Source organism: Neisseria brasiliensis (assembly GCF_009671065.1).
GTDB lineage: Bacteria > Pseudomonadota > Gammaproteobacteria > Burkholderiales > Neisseriaceae > Neisseria > Neisseria brasiliensis.
In genome coordinates this window covers 1,658,699-1,678,242 of record NZ_CP046027.1, presented here as the reverse complement: position 1 = coordinate 1,678,242, position 19,544 = coordinate 1,658,699, and the positions used below count along the sequence as shown (strand labels likewise).

At 50.8% G+C, this 19,544-nt stretch carries 18 protein-coding genes; 2 read left to right on the top strand and 16 right to left on the bottom strand.

What is annotated here, in order from left to right; translation table 11 throughout:
- Positions 1-229: 229 nt before the first annotated feature.
- The 12 genes from GJV52_RS08425 to GJV52_RS08375 all read right to left on the bottom strand — a co-directional run bounded on the left by GJV52_RS08425 (position 230) and on the right by GJV52_RS08375 (position 13,278).
- Positions 230-922 carry an aspartate/glutamate racemase family protein gene (locus GJV52_RS08425; protein ID WP_100563052.1) on the bottom strand — a complete coding sequence of 231 codons (693 nt, stop codon included), beginning with the start codon at positions 920-922 and terminating at the stop codon, positions 230-232.
- Positions 923-1,179: 257 nt separating this feature from the next.
- The gene (locus GJV52_RS08420) at positions 1,180-1,800 is read right to left on the bottom strand and encodes an L-threonylcarbamoyladenylate synthase (RefSeq protein WP_095503232.1); all 621 of its coding nucleotides are present in this window, start codon (positions 1,798-1,800) and stop codon (positions 1,180-1,182) included.
- 242 nt (positions 1,801-2,042) lie between these two features.
- Positions 2,043-3,212, bottom strand: a complete 1,170-nt coding sequence (gene prpF / locus GJV52_RS08415; protein WP_095501838.1) for a 2-methylaconitate cis-trans isomerase PrpF — start codon at positions 3,210-3,212, stop codon at positions 2,043-2,045.
- Positions 3,213-3,383: 171 nt separating this feature from the next.
- Positions 3,384-5,987, bottom strand: a complete 2,604-nt coding sequence (gene acnD / locus GJV52_RS08410) for a Fe/S-dependent 2-methylisocitrate dehydratase AcnD (RefSeq protein WP_095501839.1) — start codon at positions 5,985-5,987, stop codon at positions 3,384-3,386.
- A gap of 67 nt (positions 5,988-6,054) precedes the next feature.
- A complete protein-coding gene (gene tam, locus GJV52_RS08405) occupies positions 6,055-6,891 on the bottom strand; it encodes a trans-aconitate 2-methyltransferase (RefSeq protein WP_100563050.1) in 837 nt (278 codons plus the stop codon).
- A 40-nt stretch (positions 6,892-6,931) separates the two neighbouring features.
- Positions 6,932-7,129 carry a tautomerase family protein gene (locus tag GJV52_RS08400; RefSeq protein WP_100563047.1) on the bottom strand — a complete coding sequence of 66 codons (198 nt, stop codon included), beginning with the start codon at positions 7,127-7,129 and terminating at the stop codon, positions 6,932-6,934.
- Between the two features lie 13 nt (positions 7,130-7,142).
- Entirely contained in the window at positions 7,143-7,271 is a 129-nt protein-coding gene (locus GJV52_RS13390) for a tautomerase family protein (protein ID WP_255408761.1), read from the bottom strand.
- 13 nt (positions 7,272-7,284) lie between these two features.
- A complete protein-coding gene (locus GJV52_RS08395; RefSeq protein ID WP_100563045.1) occupies positions 7,285-8,163 on the bottom strand; it encodes an EamA family transporter in 879 nt (292 codons plus the stop codon).
- A 21-nt stretch (positions 8,164-8,184) separates the two neighbouring features.
- On the bottom strand, positions 8,185-8,811 hold the full coding sequence (locus tag GJV52_RS08390; protein WP_100563043.1) for a LysE family translocator: 627 nt from the start codon (positions 8,809-8,811) through the stop codon (positions 8,185-8,187).
- 218 nt (positions 8,812-9,029) lie between these two features.
- Complete coding sequence (prpC, locus tag GJV52_RS08385) at positions 9,030-10,181, bottom strand: bifunctional 2-methylcitrate synthase/citrate synthase (RefSeq protein WP_095502794.1); 1,152 nt, start codon at positions 10,179-10,181, stop codon at positions 9,030-9,032.
- Between the two features lie 108 nt (positions 10,182-10,289).
- Positions 10,290-11,165: a methylisocitrate lyase gene (gene prpB, locus GJV52_RS08380; protein WP_095502793.1), complete on the bottom strand. Its 876-nt coding sequence runs from the start codon at positions 11,163-11,165 to the stop codon at positions 10,290-10,292.
- A gap of 799 nt (positions 11,166-11,964) precedes the next feature.
- Positions 11,965-13,278, bottom strand: coding sequence for an NCS2 family permease (locus GJV52_RS08375; protein ID WP_100563041.1), 1,314 nt, complete (start codon positions 13,276-13,278; stop codon positions 11,965-11,967).
- 219 nt (positions 13,279-13,497) lie between these two features.
- On the opposite strand from GJV52_RS08375, the gene GJV52_RS08370 reads away from it, so the two are divergent.
- Complete coding sequence (locus tag GJV52_RS08370; RefSeq protein ID WP_095502791.1) at positions 13,498-14,430, top strand: AEC family transporter; 933 nt, start codon at positions 13,498-13,500, stop codon at positions 14,428-14,430.
- A gap of 71 nt (positions 14,431-14,501) precedes the next feature.
- On the opposite strand, the gene miaB is transcribed toward GJV52_RS08370, so the two are convergent.
- The gene (gene miaB / locus GJV52_RS08365) at positions 14,502-15,833 is read right to left on the bottom strand and encodes a tRNA (N6-isopentenyl adenosine(37)-C2)-methylthiotransferase MiaB (protein ID WP_095502790.1); all 1,332 of its coding nucleotides are present in this window, start codon (positions 15,831-15,833) and stop codon (positions 14,502-14,504) included.
- Positions 15,834-16,023: 190 nt separating this feature from the next.
- On the bottom strand, positions 16,024-16,407 hold the full coding sequence (locus GJV52_RS08360) for a hypothetical protein (protein WP_095502789.1): 384 nt from the start codon (positions 16,405-16,407) through the stop codon (positions 16,024-16,026).
- 243 nt (positions 16,408-16,650) lie between these two features.
- Between GJV52_RS08360 and hemL the strand changes: the two genes are divergently transcribed.
- Positions 16,651-17,934, top strand: a complete 1,284-nt coding sequence (hemL, locus tag GJV52_RS08355; protein WP_095502788.1) for a glutamate-1-semialdehyde 2,1-aminomutase — start codon at positions 16,651-16,653, stop codon at positions 17,932-17,934.
- A gap of 88 nt (positions 17,935-18,022) precedes the next feature.
- Here the strand turns inward: hemL and GJV52_RS08350 are convergent, their stop codons facing one another.
- Entirely contained in the window at positions 18,023-18,919 is an 897-nt protein-coding gene (locus GJV52_RS08350; protein WP_100563039.1) for a DMT family transporter, read from the bottom strand.
- A 166-nt stretch (positions 18,920-19,085) separates the two neighbouring features.
- Entirely contained in the window at positions 19,086-19,493 is a 408-nt protein-coding gene (locus GJV52_RS13090) for a GlcG/HbpS family heme-binding protein (protein ID WP_157798108.1), read from the bottom strand.
- Positions 19,494-19,544: the final 51 nt, after the last annotated feature.

Below are 19,544 nucleotides of genomic sequence, written 5' to 3'. Positions count from 1 at the left end.
ACACCCACTATAGCCTGTAGATGTCGGTAGGGTTACGCCGCTTAAAGCGGCGTAACCCTACGGATGTTCAAAACTTTCAGACGACATCAATTGATGTACCGTCAAACTCTTAGCATAGAATGCGGCATGAGAACTTATCCCATAAACATTTTCAGTTTGTACGGTTACGCTTTGCTTGGGCAAAGCTAACCGTACCTACTAATTTTTAAATATGAATTAATGTTTTGAGTTACCCCCTCAACACAAAATCTGCCGCTGCCTGCGCATGCAACGCCGCCGTATCGAAAAACGGCAGCGCATGGTCGCCCTCTTGAATCAACAGACCAATTTCGGTGCAACCTAAAATCACACCTTCCGCTCCCTGTCCAGCCAAATATTGCACCGTATCCAAATAAAAATCACGGCTTTCAGGCAGGATTTTACCCAAGCACAATTCTTCAAAAATAATGCGGTGAACTTCCGCCTGTGCCTGCTCGTCAGGAACCACCATCTCGATGCCGCGCTGCTTGAGGCCATCTTTATAAAACGCATCCTGCATGGTAAATGCCGTTCCCAGAACGCCTACCTTTTTGATGCCTTGTGCCTTAATAGCCGCAACCGTAGCATCGAGTATATGTAGAAACGGTATTTGCACCGCCGCCTGAATTTCAGCCGCATTTTTGTGCATGGTATTGGTTGCCAACAAAATCCCTTGTGCGCCAATGCTTTCCAGTTTAACCGCCGCTTCAGCCAGTATTTTCCCCGTTTCCTGCCATGCAACGCTTTTCTGGCGCTGCACGATTTCTTCAAAATCAACACTCAGCATCACCATCGGCGCGGAATGGTTGCCACCTGCTTTCTGATTCACCAAGCGGTTGATTTCCTGATAGTAAATCGCTGTGCTTTCAGGCGACATACCGCCGATAATGCCTAAGGTTTTCATGAGCTTCCTTTCATCTTAACGGTTTTATGTGTCACGCCGTCTGATTGTTTAGGACTTGCACGGTTAAATCGTTACAACATTAACCATCTCGTAGGTACGGTTAGCCGCCTAAAGCGGCGTAACCGTACGAATAAGTCACCGAAAAAGCATTAGGCTTGCGTACGGTTACGCCGCTTTGGCGGCTAACCGTACCTACATTTTTAAGGAGGCCGTCTGAAACATTTACGTGGTTTTCAGACGGCCTTCATTATCATTTTTTACAAACCAAATAAGCCTTTGTCCCCCTTGCCTTCACGAATTAATTCGGTACCGTCGGTCATGTCAATCACGGTGGTTGGCTCGGTGCCGCACCAGCCGCCGTCAATCACTAAATCTACACTGTGTTCCAAGCGGTCGCGGATTTCGTAGGGGTCGGTCAGCGATTCGTCGTCTTCGGGCAGCATTAAAGTGCAGCTCAACAAAGGTTCGCCCAATTCTTGCAACAAGGCCAAGGCGATTTTGTTGTCGGGTACGCGCAGGCCGATGGTTTTGCGTTTTGGGTGCATGGTGCGGTTGGGCACTTCTTTAGTGGCTTCCAAAATAAAAGTGTAGCTGCCCGGCGTGGCGGCTTTGAGCTGGCGGAACTGGCTGTTGTCCACTTTGGCGTACGTGCCCAATTCGCTCAAATCACCGCACATCAAGGTCAGGTGGTGTTTTTGGTCGATTTTGCGGATTTGCAGGATTTTTTCCATCGCGTTTTTGTCGCCGAGTTGGCAACCCAACGCATAGCAGGAATCGGTGGGGTAAACAATCACGCCGCCGTTGCGCACGATGTCGGCGGCTTGCTTAATCAGGCGGTCTTGCGGATTATCGGGGTGGATGGCGAAAAATTGTGCCATGTTTGTGTCCTTTGCGTTTGATGTTTTTGGTTCGGCGCATATTGTAAAACTTATTGATTGAAAAGACAAAAGGCCGTCTGAAAGTTTTTGGGTTTCAGACGGCCTACTGATGACTAAATACACCATTTAAAGAAACCAACTCAAGCCGCTGATACAGCCAAACAGACGGGAAACAGCTAGAAAAAAGCCGTCTGAAACTTCCCATTTCAGACGGCCTATCATCAAAGCGATTTCAAGCTATTTTAAAACGTATCATCCGGCACACGCACCCAGCCTTCCATAATCACGCGGGCACTGCGGCTCATGACGGCTTTGGTGGCGGTCCATTGGCCGTCAACCAGTTCGGCTGATGCGCCCACACGCAAGGTGCCGGACGGGTGGCCGAAACGCACGGCATCGCGTTTACCGCCGCCTGCGGCCAAGTTCACCAAGCTGCCTTCGACGGCGGCTGCGGTGGCGATGGCAACGGAAGCTGTGCCCATCATGGCGTGGTGCAGTTTGCCCATGCTCATGGCGCGCACCAGCAAATCGATGTCGCCTGCTTGGATGGCTTTACCGCTGGACGCGGTGTAATCGGTCGGTGGCGCGACAAAGGCCACTTTCGGCGTGTGCGCGCGGGTGGCAGCTTCGGCCACGTCTTGAATCAAGCCCATCTTTACTGCGCCGTATGCGCGGATGGTTTCCAGTTTTTCCAAAGCGGCCGGATCGTTGTTGATGTCGTCCTGCAACTCGGTGCCGGTGTAGCCCAAATCGGCGGCGTTCAGGAAAATGGTCGGAATGCCGGCGTTAATCATGGTGGCTTTGAAGGTACCGATATTCGGCACTTCTAAATCGTCCACCACATTGCCGGTCGGGAACATGCTGCCTTCGCCGTCGGCAGGGTCGAGAAATTCGATTTGCACTTCGGCAGCAGGGAATGTCACGCCGTCAAGCTCAAAATCGCCAGTTTCCAACACTTCGCCGTTTTGCATCGGTACATGGGCAATGATGGTTTTGCCGATGTTTTTCTGCCAGATGTTGACGGTGCAAATGCCGTCTGAAGGGATTTTGGTCGAATCAACCAAGCCTTGTGAAATGGCGAATGCGCCCACGGCAGCGGTAAGGTTGCCGCAGTTGCCACTCCAATCGACAAACGGTTTGTCAATCGATACTTGACCAAACAAATAATCGACATCGTGGTCGGCGCGTTCGGATTTATCCAAAATTACGGCTTTGCTGGTGGACGAGCTGGCATTGCCCAAACCGTCGATTTGTTTGCCGTAAGGGTCGGGGCTGCCCAACACGCGCAACAGGATTTTATCGCGCGCTTCGCCTGCTTGTTGTGCGGCTTCGGGTAAATCGGTGCGTTTGAAAAATACGCCTTTGGATGTGCCGCCACGGTAGTACACGGCCGGGATTTTAATTTGCGGCATTTGGATTCTCCTTATTGTTCTTGTTTGGGTTTCAGACGGCCTGTTTAATACTAAGGCCGTCTGATTTTTTTCACAATATTTGTTGTCTGGTTAATGTGGGTTTACACCCACCCTACTCGCTATTCCATAAGTTTAGACGGCCTTGCGCATACACAAGGCCGTCTGAAACGCTTAGGCGGCGTTCCCTTCCAAGAAGTCTTGCGCGAAGCGTTGCAGCACGCCGCCGGCTTCGTAAATCAACACTTCTTCAGCGGTATCCAAGCGGCAGGTTACCGGTACTTCGACCGTTTCGCCGTTTTGACGGTGAATCACCAAGGTCAAATCGCAACGCGGTTCGCGTGTGCCGATGACATCGTAGGTTTCAGTGCCGTCCAAGGCCAGCGTGTGGCGGTTGGTGCCTTCTTTGAATTGCAGCGGCAACACGCCCATGCCGATCAGGTTGGTGCGGTGGATACGCTCGAAGCCTTCGGCCACAATCGCTTCCACACCGGCCAAACGCACACCCTTAGCTGCCCAGTCGCGGCTCGAGCCTTGGCCGTAGTCGGCACCGGCAACGATAATCAGCGGCTGTTTGCGGTTCATATAGGTTTCAATCGCTTCCCACATACGCATCACTTGGCCTTCCGGTTCCACGCGGGCGAGTGAGCCTTGCTTAGTGGTGCCGTCTTCGTTTTTCACCATCTCATTGAAGAGTTTAGGGTTGGCAAAAGTGGCGCGTTGGGCGGTCAGGTGGTCGCCGCGGTGGGTGGCGTAAGAGTTGAAATCTTCTTCCGGCAAACCCATTTTCGCCAAGTATTCACCGGCTGCACTGCTCGGCAGAATCGCATTTGACGGTGATAAGTGGTCGGTGGTGATGTTGTCAGGCAAAATCGCCAGCGGACGCATGCCTTTCAGCGTGCGCTCGCCTGCCAATGCGCCTTCCCAATACGGCGGACGGCGGATATAGGTCGACATCGGACGCCAGTCGTACAACGGGCTAGGTGCGCGCTCAGCAGCACCGGTGTCAAACATCGGAATGTAAATATCGCGGAATTGCTGCGGCTTCACAAATTCGGCCACCACGGCATCGATTTCCTCATCGCTCGGCCACAAGTCTTTCAGGCGGATTTCTTTGCCATCTACCACGCCCAATACGTCGTTTTCAATGTCGAAACGAATCGAACCGGCAATCGCGTAGGCCACCACCAGCGGCGGCGAAGCCAAGAAAGCTTGTTTAGCATACGGGTGGATACGGCCGTCAAAGTTGCGGTTGCCCGACAATACGGCAGTAGCGTACAAATCACGGTCGATGATTTCCTGCTGGATTTTCGGATCGAGCGCGCCGGACATACCGTTACAAGTGGTGCAGGCAAAACCGACCACGCCGAAGCCCAAGGCTTCCATTTCCGGCAGCAATCCGGCTTCTTTCAGGTACACTTCTGCCACTTTTGAGCCGGGTGCGAATGAGGTTTTCACCCACGGTTTACGTTTCAAGCCCAAGCGGTTGGCGTTGCGCGCCAGCAAGGCAGCGGCCACCACGTTGCGTGGATTTGACGTATTGGTACACGAGGTAATCGCCGCGATAATCACTGCGCCGTCCGGCATTTTGCCGTCGGTCGGTTCTTCGTAAGGGGCGGCAATGCCTTTGGCGGCCAAATCGGTGGTTGAGAAACGCGCATGTGGGTTTGACGGGCCGGCCATATTGCGGGTCACGGTGGACAAATCAAACTTCAACACGCGTGGATATTCGGCGATTTTCAGCGCATCTGCCCACAAACCGGCGGTTTTGGCGTAGGTTTCCACTAATTTCACCTGTGCTTCGTCGCGGCCGGTCAGTTTCAGGTAATCAATGGTTTGCTGGTCGATGGCAAACATGGCGGCAGTCGCGCCGAATTCAGGGGTCATGTTGGAAATGGTGGCACGGTCGCCAATCGACAGGCTGTCGGCACCTTCGCCGAAGAATTCAACAAACGCACCTACCACGCGCTCTTTACGCAAGAATTCGGTCAAGGCCAATACGATGTCGGTGGCGGTAATGCCCGGCTGGCGTTTGCCGGTAAGTTCCACGCCGACAATATCCGGCAGACGCATCATCGACGCGCGACCGAGCATCACGGTTTCGGCTTCCAAACCACCTACACCCACGGAAATCACGCCCAATGCATCAACGTGCGGCGTGTGTGAGTCGGTGCCGACGCAGGTATCCGGGAAAGCCACGCCGTTTTTCACTTGAACTACCGGCGACATTTTTTCCAAGTTGATTTGGTGCATGATGCCGTTACCCGCCGGAATCACGTCTACATTTTCAAACGCGGTTTTGGTCCAGTTGATGAAGTGGAAACGGTCTTCGTTGCGGCGATCTTCGATTTCGCGGTTTTTGCGGAAGGCATCCGGATCATAGCCGCCGCATTCCACGGCTAGCGAGTGATCGACGATCAACTGGGTTTGCACCACTGGATTCACTTTGGCCGGATCGCCGCCTTTTTCGGCAATCGCATCGCGCAAGCCTGCCAAATCCACCAATGCGGTTTGACCCAAAATATCGTGACACACCACGCGCGCCGGATACCATGGGAAATCGATTTCCTGTTTGTTGTCAATCAATTGACCCAGCCACGATTGCAGCGTGGCCAAATCCACCTTATCGGCGCGGTTGACCAAGTTTTCCGCCAAAATGCGGCTGGTGTACGGCAGCTTGTCGTATGAGCCGGGGCGGATGTCTTCACACGCTTGGCGTGCGTCGAAGTATTCCAGATTGGTATCAGGTAACGGTTTTTTATAGATTTGGTTAGACATGGTGATATCTCCAGTGATTTATGTTTTTCTTCTGTTTGACTGCTTGGGGTTTCAGACGGCCTGTTGTTTATCTCAAGGCCGTCTGAAAAATCGTTTTAATTTTAATAAGAGCGGCAGCCGTTTCAGACGGCCTGCCCTTTGTGCGCCACGATAACATTCGCGGCAACGCCAACAACACATTGCCATCATGTCGGCGCGGATAATGTTGGTTTAATTGCTCGATGTATGCCTGCATAAATTCGCCCTGCTGTGCTTCGTCCAAACAGGCCAGATAAGGGCGCAATGCGGTGCTGGCAAACATATCGGCGATGGCGACGGTATCGGGCAAAACGTGGTAATACACCGTGCGCCACACATCCACTTCGCAACCTTGCGCCACCAGCAAATCATAATAGCGGGATACGTCCCACACCGGTGGACGGCTGTCGGCGGCTTGGGTTAAATCTTTCCATTGGGGCAACGCAGCGGTGTCGCGCATGAGAAAATGCGACGGCTCATCCAAATTATCCGGCATTTGCGCCGCCAACACACCGCCTTGTTTCAACTGGCGAATCAGGTGCGGCAACAGCGTTTGCGGTGTGTCCGACCATTGCAGTGACGCATTGGCAAACACAATATCTTGCGGCGTTTCCGGCTGCCAATCGTGAAAATCCTGCAATACAAAACGGCAATCGGGCAATTTTTCCTGTGCCACAGCAAGCATGGCGGGTGAACTGTCCACGCTGGTAATCTCGGCTTGCGGCCATGCTTGGCGCAACAAGGCGGTGCTGCTGCCCGAACCGCAGCCCAAATCGGCGATCCGTTGCGCTTGAATGTGTGCAATCCGCGCCAACAATTCAGCCGGCGGGCGGTTGCGTTCTTTTTCAAAACGCTGATAGTGTTGCGGATTCCAATCTTTGCTCATGATGATTGCGCTTTAAGTTGGTTTCAGACGGCCTGTTTGATTAACGGTGGGTTTTGGTGTAGGTGGCGCGAACCATGTCGCACAAATCCACGCTAATCTGTATGCTCGGCGCTTGTGCGGTTAATTTTTGCACGGTTTCGGCCAAGGCGCGGCTCAATTCGGCTTGGGCGCTTTCGCTACGCCCTTCCAGCAAACGCAAGGTCAAATGGGCAAAGGCTTGTTTGCTGCCGCCGACCAAATAATCGGCTTGCTCATAGCGGCAGGCGGATTTTCAAATCGTATTCTTCAAACAGGCCGCTGTTTAATAAGGTTTGGTGTAATTCTGGCAAGGCTTCTTGCGGCATTTCTACGCCGCCGTATTCAACAGTTAAATGAGGCATTTTGTTATGCTTTTTATTTTTTCAGACGGCCTAACCATTTGCCGCCGAACACATGAATCAGCAAACCGGCCATTACGACCACTATACCTGCCCAATGCCATGCGCCCAAACGTTCGCCTAAGAAGATATAGCCGACCAACAACGCAATCACCGGCACACACAGCGCAAACGGAGTAATCTTGCCTGCCGGATGGCGCGAGAGCAAATCGCCCCACGCGGTGTAGCCGACCAAACTCGACACATAGGCCAAAAACAAAATGCTGGCAATGCCCCAACCGCTGAGAGACAGCGTGTAAGAAACCAGACCATCGGCGCCATACATCATCAAAGAAACAGCGGTAAATGCCACCAAGGCCGACCAACTGCCCCACACCACCAATGAGAGCGGGTTCACCTGTCCGATGTATTTCACCACAATGTTGCCGACCGCCCAAGAAGCCGCCGCGCCGACCACTGCCAGCAAAGCCACCAACGGCATATTGCCTTGATATTGGCCGATGCCGATTAGCATCAGACCCACCGCAGCAGCAATCATACCCAACAAGTGATGACGTAATAGTGGCTCTCTCATCATCACACCAGCCACCAATACGGTAAGAAACACTTGCAATTGAATCAATAAGGCTCCCAAGCCTGTGGGCATACCCAGTTCCAGCGCGGTAAACATCAGCCCGAATTGACCGAAGCTAATGGTGATACCGTAAAGCGCCAGCCAATACCAAGCGACTTTCGGCGGTTTAATAAAGAATACCGCCGGAAAAATCACCAATAAAAACCGCAACAAGCCCAATATCATGGGCGGCACATCGGCCAAAGCGGTTTTCATAAAGAAAAAATTAATGCCCCAAATACCGACCACAGCGGCAATCAGCAAAGCGTCTTTTATGTTCATGGTGGGATACCGTTTGTGAAGTTATCGAGTGGAAACCATTTCCCATAAACCATGCAAACCGATAAAAAGCAATACCATACCAAACACGGCTTCCATTGTTTGGCGCACTATTATTTTTTCTAGAAACCGCCGAGCACCATGTGCCACTAAAGCATAAACCGACATCACAACCGCTACCGCAATCACAAACCAAAATGAAAGCATGAAAAGCTGTATATTCTCCGACGCATCGGAATGGTGATCAATAAAACGGGGCAAATACGCAATCAGAAAAATAATGGTTTTGGGATTGATGATGGTAATCCAAAAACCCGCTTTCCAGTCAACATTTTTTACCGACACCGGCAAACCCGAACGAAGACTACTGATCGCCCGAAATGAACCATATGCTAAGTAAATCAGATAACAGGAAGAAAACACGTTCATTACAGTAAGCATGGATTCAGAAGAAGCAATAATACCGCCTACTCCTAAACACACCGCTACTAAAAGTAAAGCATCTGCCAACAATATCCCTGCCGTAATACTTGCCCCTTTTCTCCATCCCGAATGAATCGCCCCCTGTATTACCAACATCATGGCAGGGCCGGGCAAGGCGGCAACCAACATGCTTGACAATAAAAAGTAAACGGTTTGTGTGGCATTCATTTATTATCTGTCGGTCAAAACGTATACAACCGTATATTCCCTTGGCTTGAGCGCAAGCAAAATATTTGTTTGAGCTTCCTAAACCAACATTGCCTTTTGTCTTTCCAACTGAATCTTTATCTTTGGAAAATTATTTAATTACTAATATTCAAGTACGCATCATCGTAAATTTTTCAGACGGCCTGATGCGAAAGCATAAAGACCGTCTGAAAAGTACATCAGCAGCGTTCGTCCAACGGCACGAACGGAATATCGTCAGGACCGGTGTAATTCGCGCTCGGACGGATAATCTTGCCGTCTTTGCGTTGCTCCAACACGTGTGCCGACCAGCCGGTGGTACGCGAAATCACGAACAACGGGGTGAACATCGCAGTCGGTACGCCCAGTTTTTGGTAAGACACGGCAGAGAACCAGTCCAGATTCGGGAACATTTTCTTCTCTTCCCACATCACGCTTTCCAAGCGCTCGGCAATGTCAAACAAGCGCATATCGCCGGCTTCTTTACTCAAATCGCGTGCCACTTCTTTAATCACCACGTTGCGTGGGTCAGATACGGTGTACACCGGATGGCCGAAACCGATCACGATTTCTTTGCGGCCGATGCGCTCGCGGATATCTGCTTCCGCTTCGTCGGCATTGCGGTAGCGTTTTTGAATGTCGTAAGCCACCTCGTTGGCACCGCCGTGTTTCGGGCCTTTCAAAGCACCGATGGCACCGGTAATGCAAGAGTAGATATCCGAACCGGTACCCGCAATCACACGACTGGTGAAAGTAGATGCGTTAAATTCGTGTTCTGCATACAAAATCAGGGAAATGTGCATGGCTTTAACTTGCGAAGGCGTTGGGCGTTTGCCGTGCAACAAGTGCAGGAAATGACCGCCAATGCTCTCTTCTTCGCTCTCAACGTCAATGCTCTTGCCTTTGTGTGAATATTGATACCAATACAGCAAGATGCTGCCCAAGCTGGCAATCAGTTTGTCGGCGATATCACGCGCTTCACTTTCCGGTTGGCTTTCGCGCTCAGGGTGAACGCAGCCCATCATAGACACGCCCGAACGCAAAACGTCCATCGGATGGGTGTGTGCCGGCAAGTTTTCCAGCATTTTACGAACACGAATCGGCAAGCCACGCAAGGTTTGCAATTTGGCTTTATAAGCTGCCAATTCGCTCTTATTCGGCAGATGGCCATGAATCAGTAAGTGCGCCACTTCTTCAAATTCGCAATGCTTGGCTAAATCGAGAATGTCGTAACCACGGTAGCTCAAGTCGTTACCGGTTTTGCCGACGGTACACAGCGCGGTGTTACCGGCTGCTACGCCTGACAGGGCTACGGATTTTTTCGGTTTGAAAGTAGGGGTTTCGGTTGTCATGATGTTTCTCCTATTGATTGCTTTTTTAATATGATTATTTTTCAGACGGCCTTTCCGCTGGGAACAGGCCGTCTGAAAATCCAACAACTTCTATTTCTACGGCTTTATTTATTTTTGAAACAATTGGTCTAATTTCTGCTCGAAATCGTGGTAGCCCAAGTGTTCGTACAATTCCGCGCGGGTCTGCATGGTATCAACCACATTGGCTTGTGTGCCGTCGCGCATAATCGCTTCATACACATTCAATGCTGCTTTGCTGGCTGCGCGGAAGGTTGAGAGCGGATACAGCACCAGCTGCACGCCGTTTTCAGCCAATTCCTGCTGGGTGTAGAGCGGCGTTGAACCGAATTCGGTGATGTTGGCCAATACCGGTACTTTCACCGCATCAACGAATTTTCTGTACATGCCCAATTCGGTCATCGCTTCTGGGAAAATCATATCGGCACCGGCTTCCACACAGGCTTGCGCACGCTCAATCGCCGCATCCAAACCTTCTACCGCCAATGCATCAGTACGCGCCATGATGACGAAGTTTTCATCCACACGCGCATCAACCGCGGCTTTAATGCGGTCAACCATCTCTTCTTTAGACACGATGGCTTTATTTGGACGGTGGCCGCAACGCTTTTGCGCCACTTGGTCTTCAATATGTACCGCCGCCACACCGGCGCGCTCGAAATTGCGGATGGTGCGCGCGATGTTGAATGCACCGCCCCAACCCACATCAATATCTACCAGCAAAGGCGTATCTACATTATCGGTAATGCGGCGTGCATCAATCAGCACGTCTTCCATGGTGGTGATACCCAAATCCGGAATGCCGTTTGAGCAGGCAGCCACGCCGCCGCCGGACAGATAAATCGCTTTAAAGCCGCTGTGGGTGGCCAAACGGGCAAAATAAGCATTGACGCAGCCCACCACCGCCAACGGATTAGATTCTTGAACGGCTTGACGGAAACGCAGGCCAGCTGAAGCTTGGGTCATCTTTTTTCTCCTCTTATCAATCACATCGTCAAATCAAACTTTGATTGACATCACTAAAATCATTTTCAATAAACAGTTAACGTTTACACTTAAACCAGCCGCAACACACACGACCACCGCTTATTGAAAATTATTCGAGCTTTTTACTTTTTGGATGTTAAAAATAAAACAGAAAAATACGGCGAAAGAATAAACCGGTTTAACGCGTAACGGCTTTGACGGGCAACAAACCGAAAGCAGCAGCGGGAAAAGAGAATATTTCGTGGAAATGAAGAGATAGCGGCAAAATCGCGCGAGAAGTCATGGTGGGTTCCTTTGTATGATGTAGTTTCATGTAGTTTTTCTTTGATTTAAATCTAAGCCATAATTTTTTGTGTGTCAAATATTTTTTCAATCCACTTGATAACTTTTATCGATTAAAATAAACAAATTAATCAAAAACAAGCTGATTACAAACTAAAAATACACATAATCTATTGTATTTTATTATTTAAATATGTTTAATTTACATATAATCAAAAGCAACAATTTTTTCACCAACCTCAAAAAATTATCCGTTATTTTTGTCGAGTGATTTTAAATCCACACCTGCTTTCAGTTAAATGCCGTTAATAAATACTTGAAATCAGCAACTATTTTTCAGACGGCCTATTTGACGGATTTTTACTCTAAACTGCATTTTTACTTGAATTATTTTCATGCAAAGCCGATTATTCAGTTATTTATAACAATAAAAACAGGCCGTCTGAAACATATTGTTTTCAGACGGCCTGTTTAAAACATTTTCTAGCAGTGCGAATCAACCGCCCATATACCAGAATTTCAATGCCCACAATACAGCCACAATCCACACCATCGGCGGCACTTCTTTCGCACGACCGCACAGCAATTTAATCACCGCATAGCTGATAAAGCCTGCTGCGATACCGTCAGCAATCGAGTAAGTGAACGGCATGAACACGATGGTTAAGAAAGCCGGAGCAGCTTCGGTGATGTCGTCCCAATCGATTTCGGTGGCACTGCGCAACATCTGCGTGCCGACGTATAACAAAGCCGGCGCGGTGGCAAAAGCCGGTACGCTTTGTGCCAGCGGCGAGAACACCAAACACGCCAACATCAGCAAACCAACCACCACAGCAGTCAAACCCGTGCGGCCACCCGCAGCCACACCCGATGCACTTTCGATATAAGGTGTAGTTGACGACGTACCCAAAGCGGCACCTGCCACAATTGCAGTCGAATCCGCCAGCAAAGCACGTTTCAAGCGCGGCAGTTTGCCATCTACCAACAAGCCCGCACGGTGCGATACACCGACCAAAGTGCCGGTACTGTCGAACAAGTCCACCAAGAAAAACACGAAAATCACGCTGATCATGCTGACGGTGAACAAGCCTTCAAAATCCATTTGCATGAAAGTCGGCACAATACTCGGCACGCTGCCCACCACGCCTTTGAATTCGCTCAAACCCATCAGGCTGGACAACACGGTAATGCCCAAAATAGTGATGATAATCGCACCTTTAATACGGAAATGGCTCAACACGCATACCGCCGCAAAACCGCCCAACGCCAGCAATACCGACGGCTGGTGAATATCGCCCATACCCACCAGCGTAGCCGGATTATCGACAATCACGCCCGCGCCTTTTAAGGCAATCAAAGCCAAAAACAGGCCGATACCGGACGCAATCGACATTTTCAAGCCCATCGGCAATGCGTTCACCAGCATTTCGCGCACTTTAAACAAGCTGAAGAAGATGAAAATCAAGCCCGACATAAACACCGCGCCCAACGCCACCTGCCAAGGCACACCCATGCCCTTCACCACGGCAAAAGTAAAATAAGCATTCAAGCCCATGCCCGGGGCGAGTGCAATCGGATAATTGCCGACAAAGCCCATCACAAAGCAGCCGATGGCCGCAGCGATACAGGTGGCGACGAACACCGCGCCGACATCCATGCCCGCTTCGCCCAAAATCAAGGGATTGACGATGATGATGTAACACATGGTCAGAAAGGTGGTTAAACCCGCCATCACTTCCGTGCGCACGTTGGTGCCGTTTTCGCGCAATTTAAAAATGCGCTCGAACATACTGTTATCTGAAGTATTCATGTTTATCTTTAAAAGTTGGGGAAAAATTTGGGCGGTATTATACTGAAATTCCAAGCACTTCGGGCAATTAAATCGATTCAGGCCGTCTGAAAAAGCATTTATTGCAACCATTTCTATTTTCAGACGGCCTTTCATCAATATACAAAAAGGCAACACAATTTGTCGCCTACATCACAAAGGCGTAAAATCCTCATCCATTCATATCCTATCAATATTCTCATGGAAACTTCCCTGCTGCTCGCCGAAAAAATTGCCCAACTCACGCTGATTGTGCTGATGGGCATTGCCTTGGTGAAATTCAAACTGCTCAAACCGGCCGACAGCTATCCGCTTTCCGTGATTACGCTTTACCTTATCAGCCCGGCGGTAATGATTCACGCTTTCCAAGTCGATTACACACCCGAAATTCTCGATGGCTTGTGGCTTTCGGTGAAGCTCGCTTTGCTGTTTAACTTTTCGCTGATTGTGCTGGGCAAACTGTTTGCCAAAATCTTCAAGCTGGATATTCTGGAACAAGCCGCCGTGATTTACACCAACGCGGGCAATCTGATTATTCCGGTGGTGCTGGCCGTATTCGGCGCGGAATGGCTGATTTACACCGCAGGCTATTTGATTGTGCAAACCGTATTGTTCTGGACACACCTGCGCGTGATGTTTGCCGGACGCAGCCAAATGTCGGTCAAAAAAATCTTTACCAACGTCAATATTTTGTCTATTGCCGTCGGCTTATTCATGTTTGCCTTTCAAATCAAACTGCCCAGCGTGGTGGACAACGCGCTGGCCAATGTCGGCAGCATGATCGGCCCGATTGCCATGATGATTGCCGGCATGCTGATTGCCTCGCTGCCTTTGAAAGAGATCATCGCCTCCAAACGCATCTACCTCGTCACCTTCCTGCGCCTGATTCTGATGCCGCTGGTGCTGCTGATCATCATCAAACTCTTCGGCCTCGCCGAGCAAAACAGCCACAACCAAACCGTGGTACTCATCAGCTTTTTGGCCACCATCAGCTCATCCGCCGCCACAGTCACACAGATGGCGGTGCTGTATCAAAAGAACGCGCAAAAAGCCAGCGCGATTTACGGCATCACCACCCTACTTTGTGTAGTGAGTATGCCGCTGATGATTGCGCTTTATCAGTGGGTGATTTGAAAGGCTTAAATATAAAAAGGCCGTCTGAAAACATAATTTTCAGACGGCCTTTTAGCATTTAAAAACTTCAATTAATTTTTAGACACCGGCACCCCACGCAGCGAGAAGGTATAAGCATCGGTGATTTCCAAATCAACCATTTGGTTAATCATCTCCGGCGTGCCGTTGAAAATCACCACGCGGTTGTTGGCAGTGCGTGCTTGCAACTGGTCTGGGTCTTTCTTGGAAATGCCTTCCACCAAGCAGCGTTGTACTGAACCGATCATGCTTTGGTTGATGCGTTTGGTTTCTGCTTCTATCACTTCATTCAAGGCTTCCAAGCGGCGTACTTTTTCGGCGTTCGGTGTGTCGTCCGGCAGGTTGGCGGCCGGTGTACCCGGGCGCGGGCTGTAAATGAACACATAGCTCAAATCGAAGGCAATGTCTTTTACCAGCTTCAAGGTTTGCTCGAATTCACGTTCGGTTTCGCCGGGGAAGCCGACGATAAAGTCGCTGCTCAAGCACAAATCAGGGCGGATGGCGCGCAATTTACGGATGATGGATTTGTATTCCAAGGCGGTGTAGCCGCGTTTCATGGCGCTCAACACGCGGTCGGAACCGCTTTGAATCGGCAGGTGCAAATGCGACACCAGCTTCGGCAAATCGCGGTAGCACTCGATAATCGAATCGGAAAACTCGCGCGGGTGGCTGGTGGTGAAACGCATGCGCTCAATGCCCGGAATTTCATGCACAATGCGCAACAATGTAGCAAAGTCGCAAATTTCGCCGTCGTCCATTTCGCCGCGGTAGGCGTTCACATTTTGGCCTAACAGGTTGATTTCTTTCACGCCTTGTTGCGCTAAGCCGGCAATTTCGGTCAACACGTCATTCAACGGGCGTGAAAATTCTTCGCCGCGGGTATAAGGCACCACGCAGAAGCTGCAATATTTGGAACAGCCTTCCATGATGGAAATAAACGCGCTGCCGCCTTCCACACGCGCCGGCGGCAGGTGGTCGAATTTTTCGATTTCGGGGAAAGAAATGTCGACTTGCGAATGGCCGGACGTTTCTTTGTCCACAATCATTTTCGGCAAACGGTGCAAGGTTTGCGGGCCAAACACTACATCGACATAAGGTGCGCGCTTGATGATTTCTTCGCCCTCTTGAGAAGCCACGCAGCCGGCCACACCGATAATCAGGTCGGGATTTTTTTCTTTGAGCGGGCGAACGCGTCCCAAATCGGAGAATACTTTTTCCTGCGCTTTTTCGCGCACAGAGCAAGTGTTGAACAAAATAATATCGGCTTGATCGGCTTGCGAAACTTGCTCAATGCCGCCGTGTTCTTCCGCCAAAACGGCCAGCATTTTTTCGCTGTCGTATTCGTTCATTTGACAACCGAACGTGCGGATAAAGACTTTTTTCATGGTTTGTGCTTTCTCAGGTAGCCCGTAATCGCGGGGCTGATTTATAAAACTTTCAGACGGCCTTTGAAGATTGCAAAGGCCGTCTGAAAGTGCGGTTCTCTCAATTTGATATATTTAATCAACACGGTTGGGCTGTTGATATAAAAGCCGCCGTGCTTGGAATTTAATGGGTTTTAAGACGGCCTGAAACTTACTGCGCCTGATTTTGGACGCGCTCGGCAAAGTTTTGCACTTCGCCTTCGGTCAGCACCCAAATTTCACGAATCACACCCGCGCCGTCTTGTTTGACGGCCAAGGGTTTGCCGACTTGCGCATTCAGACGGCCTAATACGATAAAGCGGTCGTTTTCATCGCGGATGCGCACGAATCGGGATAATTGGAAGCGGCCGGCATTGCCGTCGACCAAGCCCAAGGTGAGCAGTTTCGTCCACGAAAAGCCGCCGCTGCTCAATTTCACATACGGCAATTCAACTTGTTTCAACACCGCCACACTCATATCGGTAGGCACATCGCGCTGCGCCCAAGTCAGCGACGAACAAAGCAAAAGGCAGGCTGCCAGTAATCCGCGTAACATGATTTTTTTCTAAGTATTGGTTAAGGTGCGAGATTATAGCACAGCCCAATAAAAAATGAATAGAGTGATTGTTTTTAAAGAATAATTTTCATATTCATCTGCATAGATTTGAAAACAGGCTGCGCATTTCGCTGCTTGAATCATGCCGTCTGAAACCGCTTAGCCGCAAATCAATGTTAGAATGGCACTTTATTTTTCAGACGGCCTCACCCTTTCAGACGGCCTTTTTTAAAGGACACCAGCATGAACCGTAACGAAACCTTGTTCAACCGCGCCAAAGCCATCATTCCCGGCGGCGTGAATTCACCGGTGCGCGCGTTCGGCAGCGTCGGCGGCGTGCCGCGCTTCATCAAAAAAGCCGAAGGCGCGTATGTTTGGGATGAAAGCGACACCCGCTACATCGATTACGTCGGCTCATGGGGGCCTGCAATTGTCGGCCACGCCCACCCTGAAGTGCTGGAAGCCGTGCGCGAAGCGGCTGTGGGCGGTTTGTCGTTCGGCGCACCGACCGAAGGCGAAATCGTCATCGCCGAAGAAATCGCCAAGCTGGTGCCGAGCGTCGAACAAGTGCGCTTGGTCAGCTCCGGCACCGAAGCCACCATGACCGCCATCCGCTTGGCACGCGGCTACACCGGCCGCGACAAAATCATCAAATTCGAAGGCTGCTACCACGGCCATTCCGACAGCTTGTTGGTGAAAGCCGGCAGCGGCCTGCTCACTTTTGGCAACCCGAGTTCAGCGGGTGTACCGGCCGATTTCACCAAACACACTTTGGTGCTGGAATACAACAACGTCGCCCAGCTCGAAGAAGCCTTCGCCCAATCCGGCAACGACATCGCCTGCGTGATTTTGGAGCCGTTTGTCGGCAATATGAATTTGGTGCGGCCGTCTGAAAACTTTGTCAAAGCCCTGCGCGAACTGACCGCCAAACACGGCGCGGTATTGATTTACGACGAAGTGATGACCGGTTTCCGCGTGGCGCTCGGCGGCGCGCAATCGCTGCACGGCGTCAAACCCGACCTGACCACCATGGGCAAAGTCATCGGCGGCGGCATGCCGTTGGCGGCGTTCGGCGGCAAACGCGAAATCATGGAATGCATTTCCCCGCTCGGCTGCGTGTATCAAGCCGGCACCCTTTCCGGCAACCCGCTGGCCGTGGCCGCCGGTTTGAAAACCTTGGAAATCATCCAGCGCGACGGTTTTTATGAAAACCTGACCGCCCGCACCGAGCAACTGGTACAAGGTTTCACCGCCGCCGCCAAAGACAACGGTGTTCAGTTTACCGCCGACAGCGTGGGCGGCATGTTCGGCCTGTATTTCGCCGACCTCACGCCGCAAAACTACGGTGACATGGCACGCAGCAACATCGATGCGTTCAAACATTTCTTCCACGGTATGCTGGAACGCAACGTTGCCTTCGGCCCATCCGCCTACGAAGCCGGTTTCGTTTCCGCCGCGCACACACCTGAACTGATTGACGAAACCATCGCCACCGCGCGTGAAGTGTTTCAGAATATGGCGAAATAAGGTTTAATTTAGATTGAATGAAAAGATAAAGGCCGTCTGAAATTTCAGACGGCCTTTTATCATATAAAGATGAGCTTGCTGGTTTCACTTATCCCAGCGCCTGTTCCATTTTTTCTTTCTTCCCCACCGCATTCAACACCGCCACCGCAATAATCAAAAACACGCCCACCGATTGCAACACGCCCAATTGTTCGCCCAGCAAAAATACCGCCAACATCACCGCAGTAAACGGTTCAAACACGGTGAACACAGCGGCTTTGGCGGCAGGCATTTTTTCCAAACCTTTGACAAATAAACCAAAGGCGATAATCGTGCCGACCAAAGACAAGGCAAACGCAGTCAGCCATACCGAAACATCCAACGCAACCAATTGAGCCAAAGTTTGATGCGTAGCAGGCAGACACAGCAAAGCCAGCGCGGAAATACTCACCGAGGTAAACAGCAACATCATCGGCGGCGCGCCCGTCATGACTTTTTTGCCCAACACGCCATAAAGCGCGTAGCAAATCCCCGAGCCCAGCCCAATCATAATCCCGAGCGCATCAAAATTCATGCCGCCTGCCATGGTCAAGCCCACACCCAATGCGGCCACCACCGTAAGCATGGCCGCTTTGCGCGTAATCGGTTCGCCCAACAGCATGCGGCTGAAAATCAAGCTCCACACCGGCGCGGTATAGAGCAGCGCCACCGCCAGCGACGAGCCGACTTTGGCCACCGCCGCAAAATACAGCAAACTCATACCCAACACACCAATCAGCGATTGCGCCGTCAGTATCGGCAGACGCTTGATGTCCAAGCCACGCAAAAAGCGCATGAAATACGGCAGCAACAGCAACAAAATCGCCGCCGCAATCACAATGCGCAAAGTCGCCACCTGCACACCGTCAAAACCGGCACGGTTGAGTAAAGTGCCCAAAAAACCGAGCGAGCCCCAACACACCGCCGCTACGGTAATCTGAATCATGCCTACAGTCTGCTTCTCCATTTTTTCCTCTGTGATTATTACTGTATTTTTCCGTTATCATACAAATAAAGCCGCTTGATTTGAATAGAGATTGTACGTTTTATTTTTAAAGGTCTCGAGCCATAAACAAGGCCGTCTGAAATTCAGACGGCCTTGTTTGATTGTTTTATTTTGAGACACCAATCAATTATCCGGCAAATGCAGCGGCAATCATTTCGGCGGTACGGTTGTCGCTTTCACCATCAGCACCACTCACCCCCACGGCACCGACCATGTGGCCGTGGTGCAGCAAGGGCACGCCGCCTTGTTGGGCGGTGAGCTTATCAGTTTTCACCAGACTTGATGTCATCTGGCTGTTGAAGTTGGCCAACTGCGTGGATGGTGCTTTCAGATAAACAGCGGTTTGGGCTTTATTGATGGCGGTATCGATGGTAATTAAAGCCGCTTCGTCCATGCGGGCAAAGGCCAATAAATGACCGCCGGCATCGACGATGGCGATTCGAAGGTGTTTGTGTTCGGCGTATTCCATGCCGAACTGAATCAGTTTGTGCGCGGTTGCTAGGTTGATGTGGGCGCTGTGTGTGATTTTTTCCATAAGCTTTTGAGTCAATGAATCGTCGGTCAACAGGTCAAACGTAATGAAACC

Coding starts and splice junctions, on each gene's coding strand:
- prpF (WP_095501838.1), bottom strand. CDS start 3,212: ATGCCGCAAATTAAAATCCCGGCCGTGTACTACCGTGGCGGCACATCC.
- GJV52_RS08350 (WP_100563039.1), bottom strand. CDS start 18,919: ATGGAGAAGCAGACTGTAGGCATGATTCAGATTACCGTAGCGGCGGTG.
- miaB (WP_095502790.1), bottom strand. CDS start 15,833: ATGAAAAAAGTCTTTATCCGCACGTTCGGTTGTCAAATGAACGAATAC.
- hemL (WP_095502788.1), top strand. CDS start 16,651: ATGAACCGTAACGAAACCTTGTTCAACCGCGCCAAAGCCATCATTCCC.
- tam (WP_100563050.1), bottom strand. CDS start 6,891: ATGAGCAAAGATTGGAATCCGCAACACTATCAGCGTTTTGAAAAAGAA.
- prpC (WP_095502794.1), bottom strand. CDS start 10,181: ATGACAACCGAAACCCCTACTTTCAAACCGAAAAAATCCGTAGCCCTG.
- GJV52_RS08375 (WP_100563041.1), bottom strand. CDS start 13,278: ATGAATACTTCAGATAACAGTATGTTCGAGCGCATTTTTAAATTGCGC.
- GJV52_RS08425 (WP_100563052.1), bottom strand. CDS start 922: ATGAAAACCTTAGGCATTATCGGCGGTATGTCGCCTGAAAGCACAGCG.
- GJV52_RS08370 (WP_095502791.1), top strand. CDS start 13,498: ATGGAAACTTCCCTGCTGCTCGCCGAAAAAATTGCCCAACTCACGCTG.
- GJV52_RS13390 (WP_255408761.1), bottom strand. CDS start 7,271: ATGCCTCATTTAACTGTTGAATACGGCGGCGTAGAAATGCCGCAAGAA.
- GJV52_RS08395 (WP_100563045.1), bottom strand. CDS start 8,163: ATGAACATAAAAGACGCTTTGCTGATTGCCGCTGTGGTCGGTATTTGG.
- prpB (WP_095502793.1), bottom strand. CDS start 11,165: ATGACCCAAGCTTCAGCTGGCCTGCGTTTCCGTCAAGCCGTTCAAGAA.
- acnD (WP_095501839.1), bottom strand. CDS start 5,987: ATGTCTAACCAAATCTATAAAAAACCGTTACCTGATACCAATCTGGAA.
- GJV52_RS13090 (WP_157798108.1), bottom strand. CDS start 19,493: ATGGAAAAAATCACACACAGCGCCCACATCAACCTAGCAACCGCGCAC.
- GJV52_RS08390 (WP_100563043.1), bottom strand. CDS start 8,811: ATGAATGCCACACAAACCGTTTACTTTTTATTGTCAAGCATGTTGGTT.
- GJV52_RS08420 (WP_095503232.1), bottom strand. CDS start 1,800: ATGGCACAATTTTTCGCCATCCACCCCGATAATCCGCAAGACCGCCTG.
- GJV52_RS08360 (WP_095502789.1), bottom strand. CDS start 16,407: ATGTTACGCGGATTACTGGCAGCCTGCCTTTTGCTTTGTTCGTCGCTG.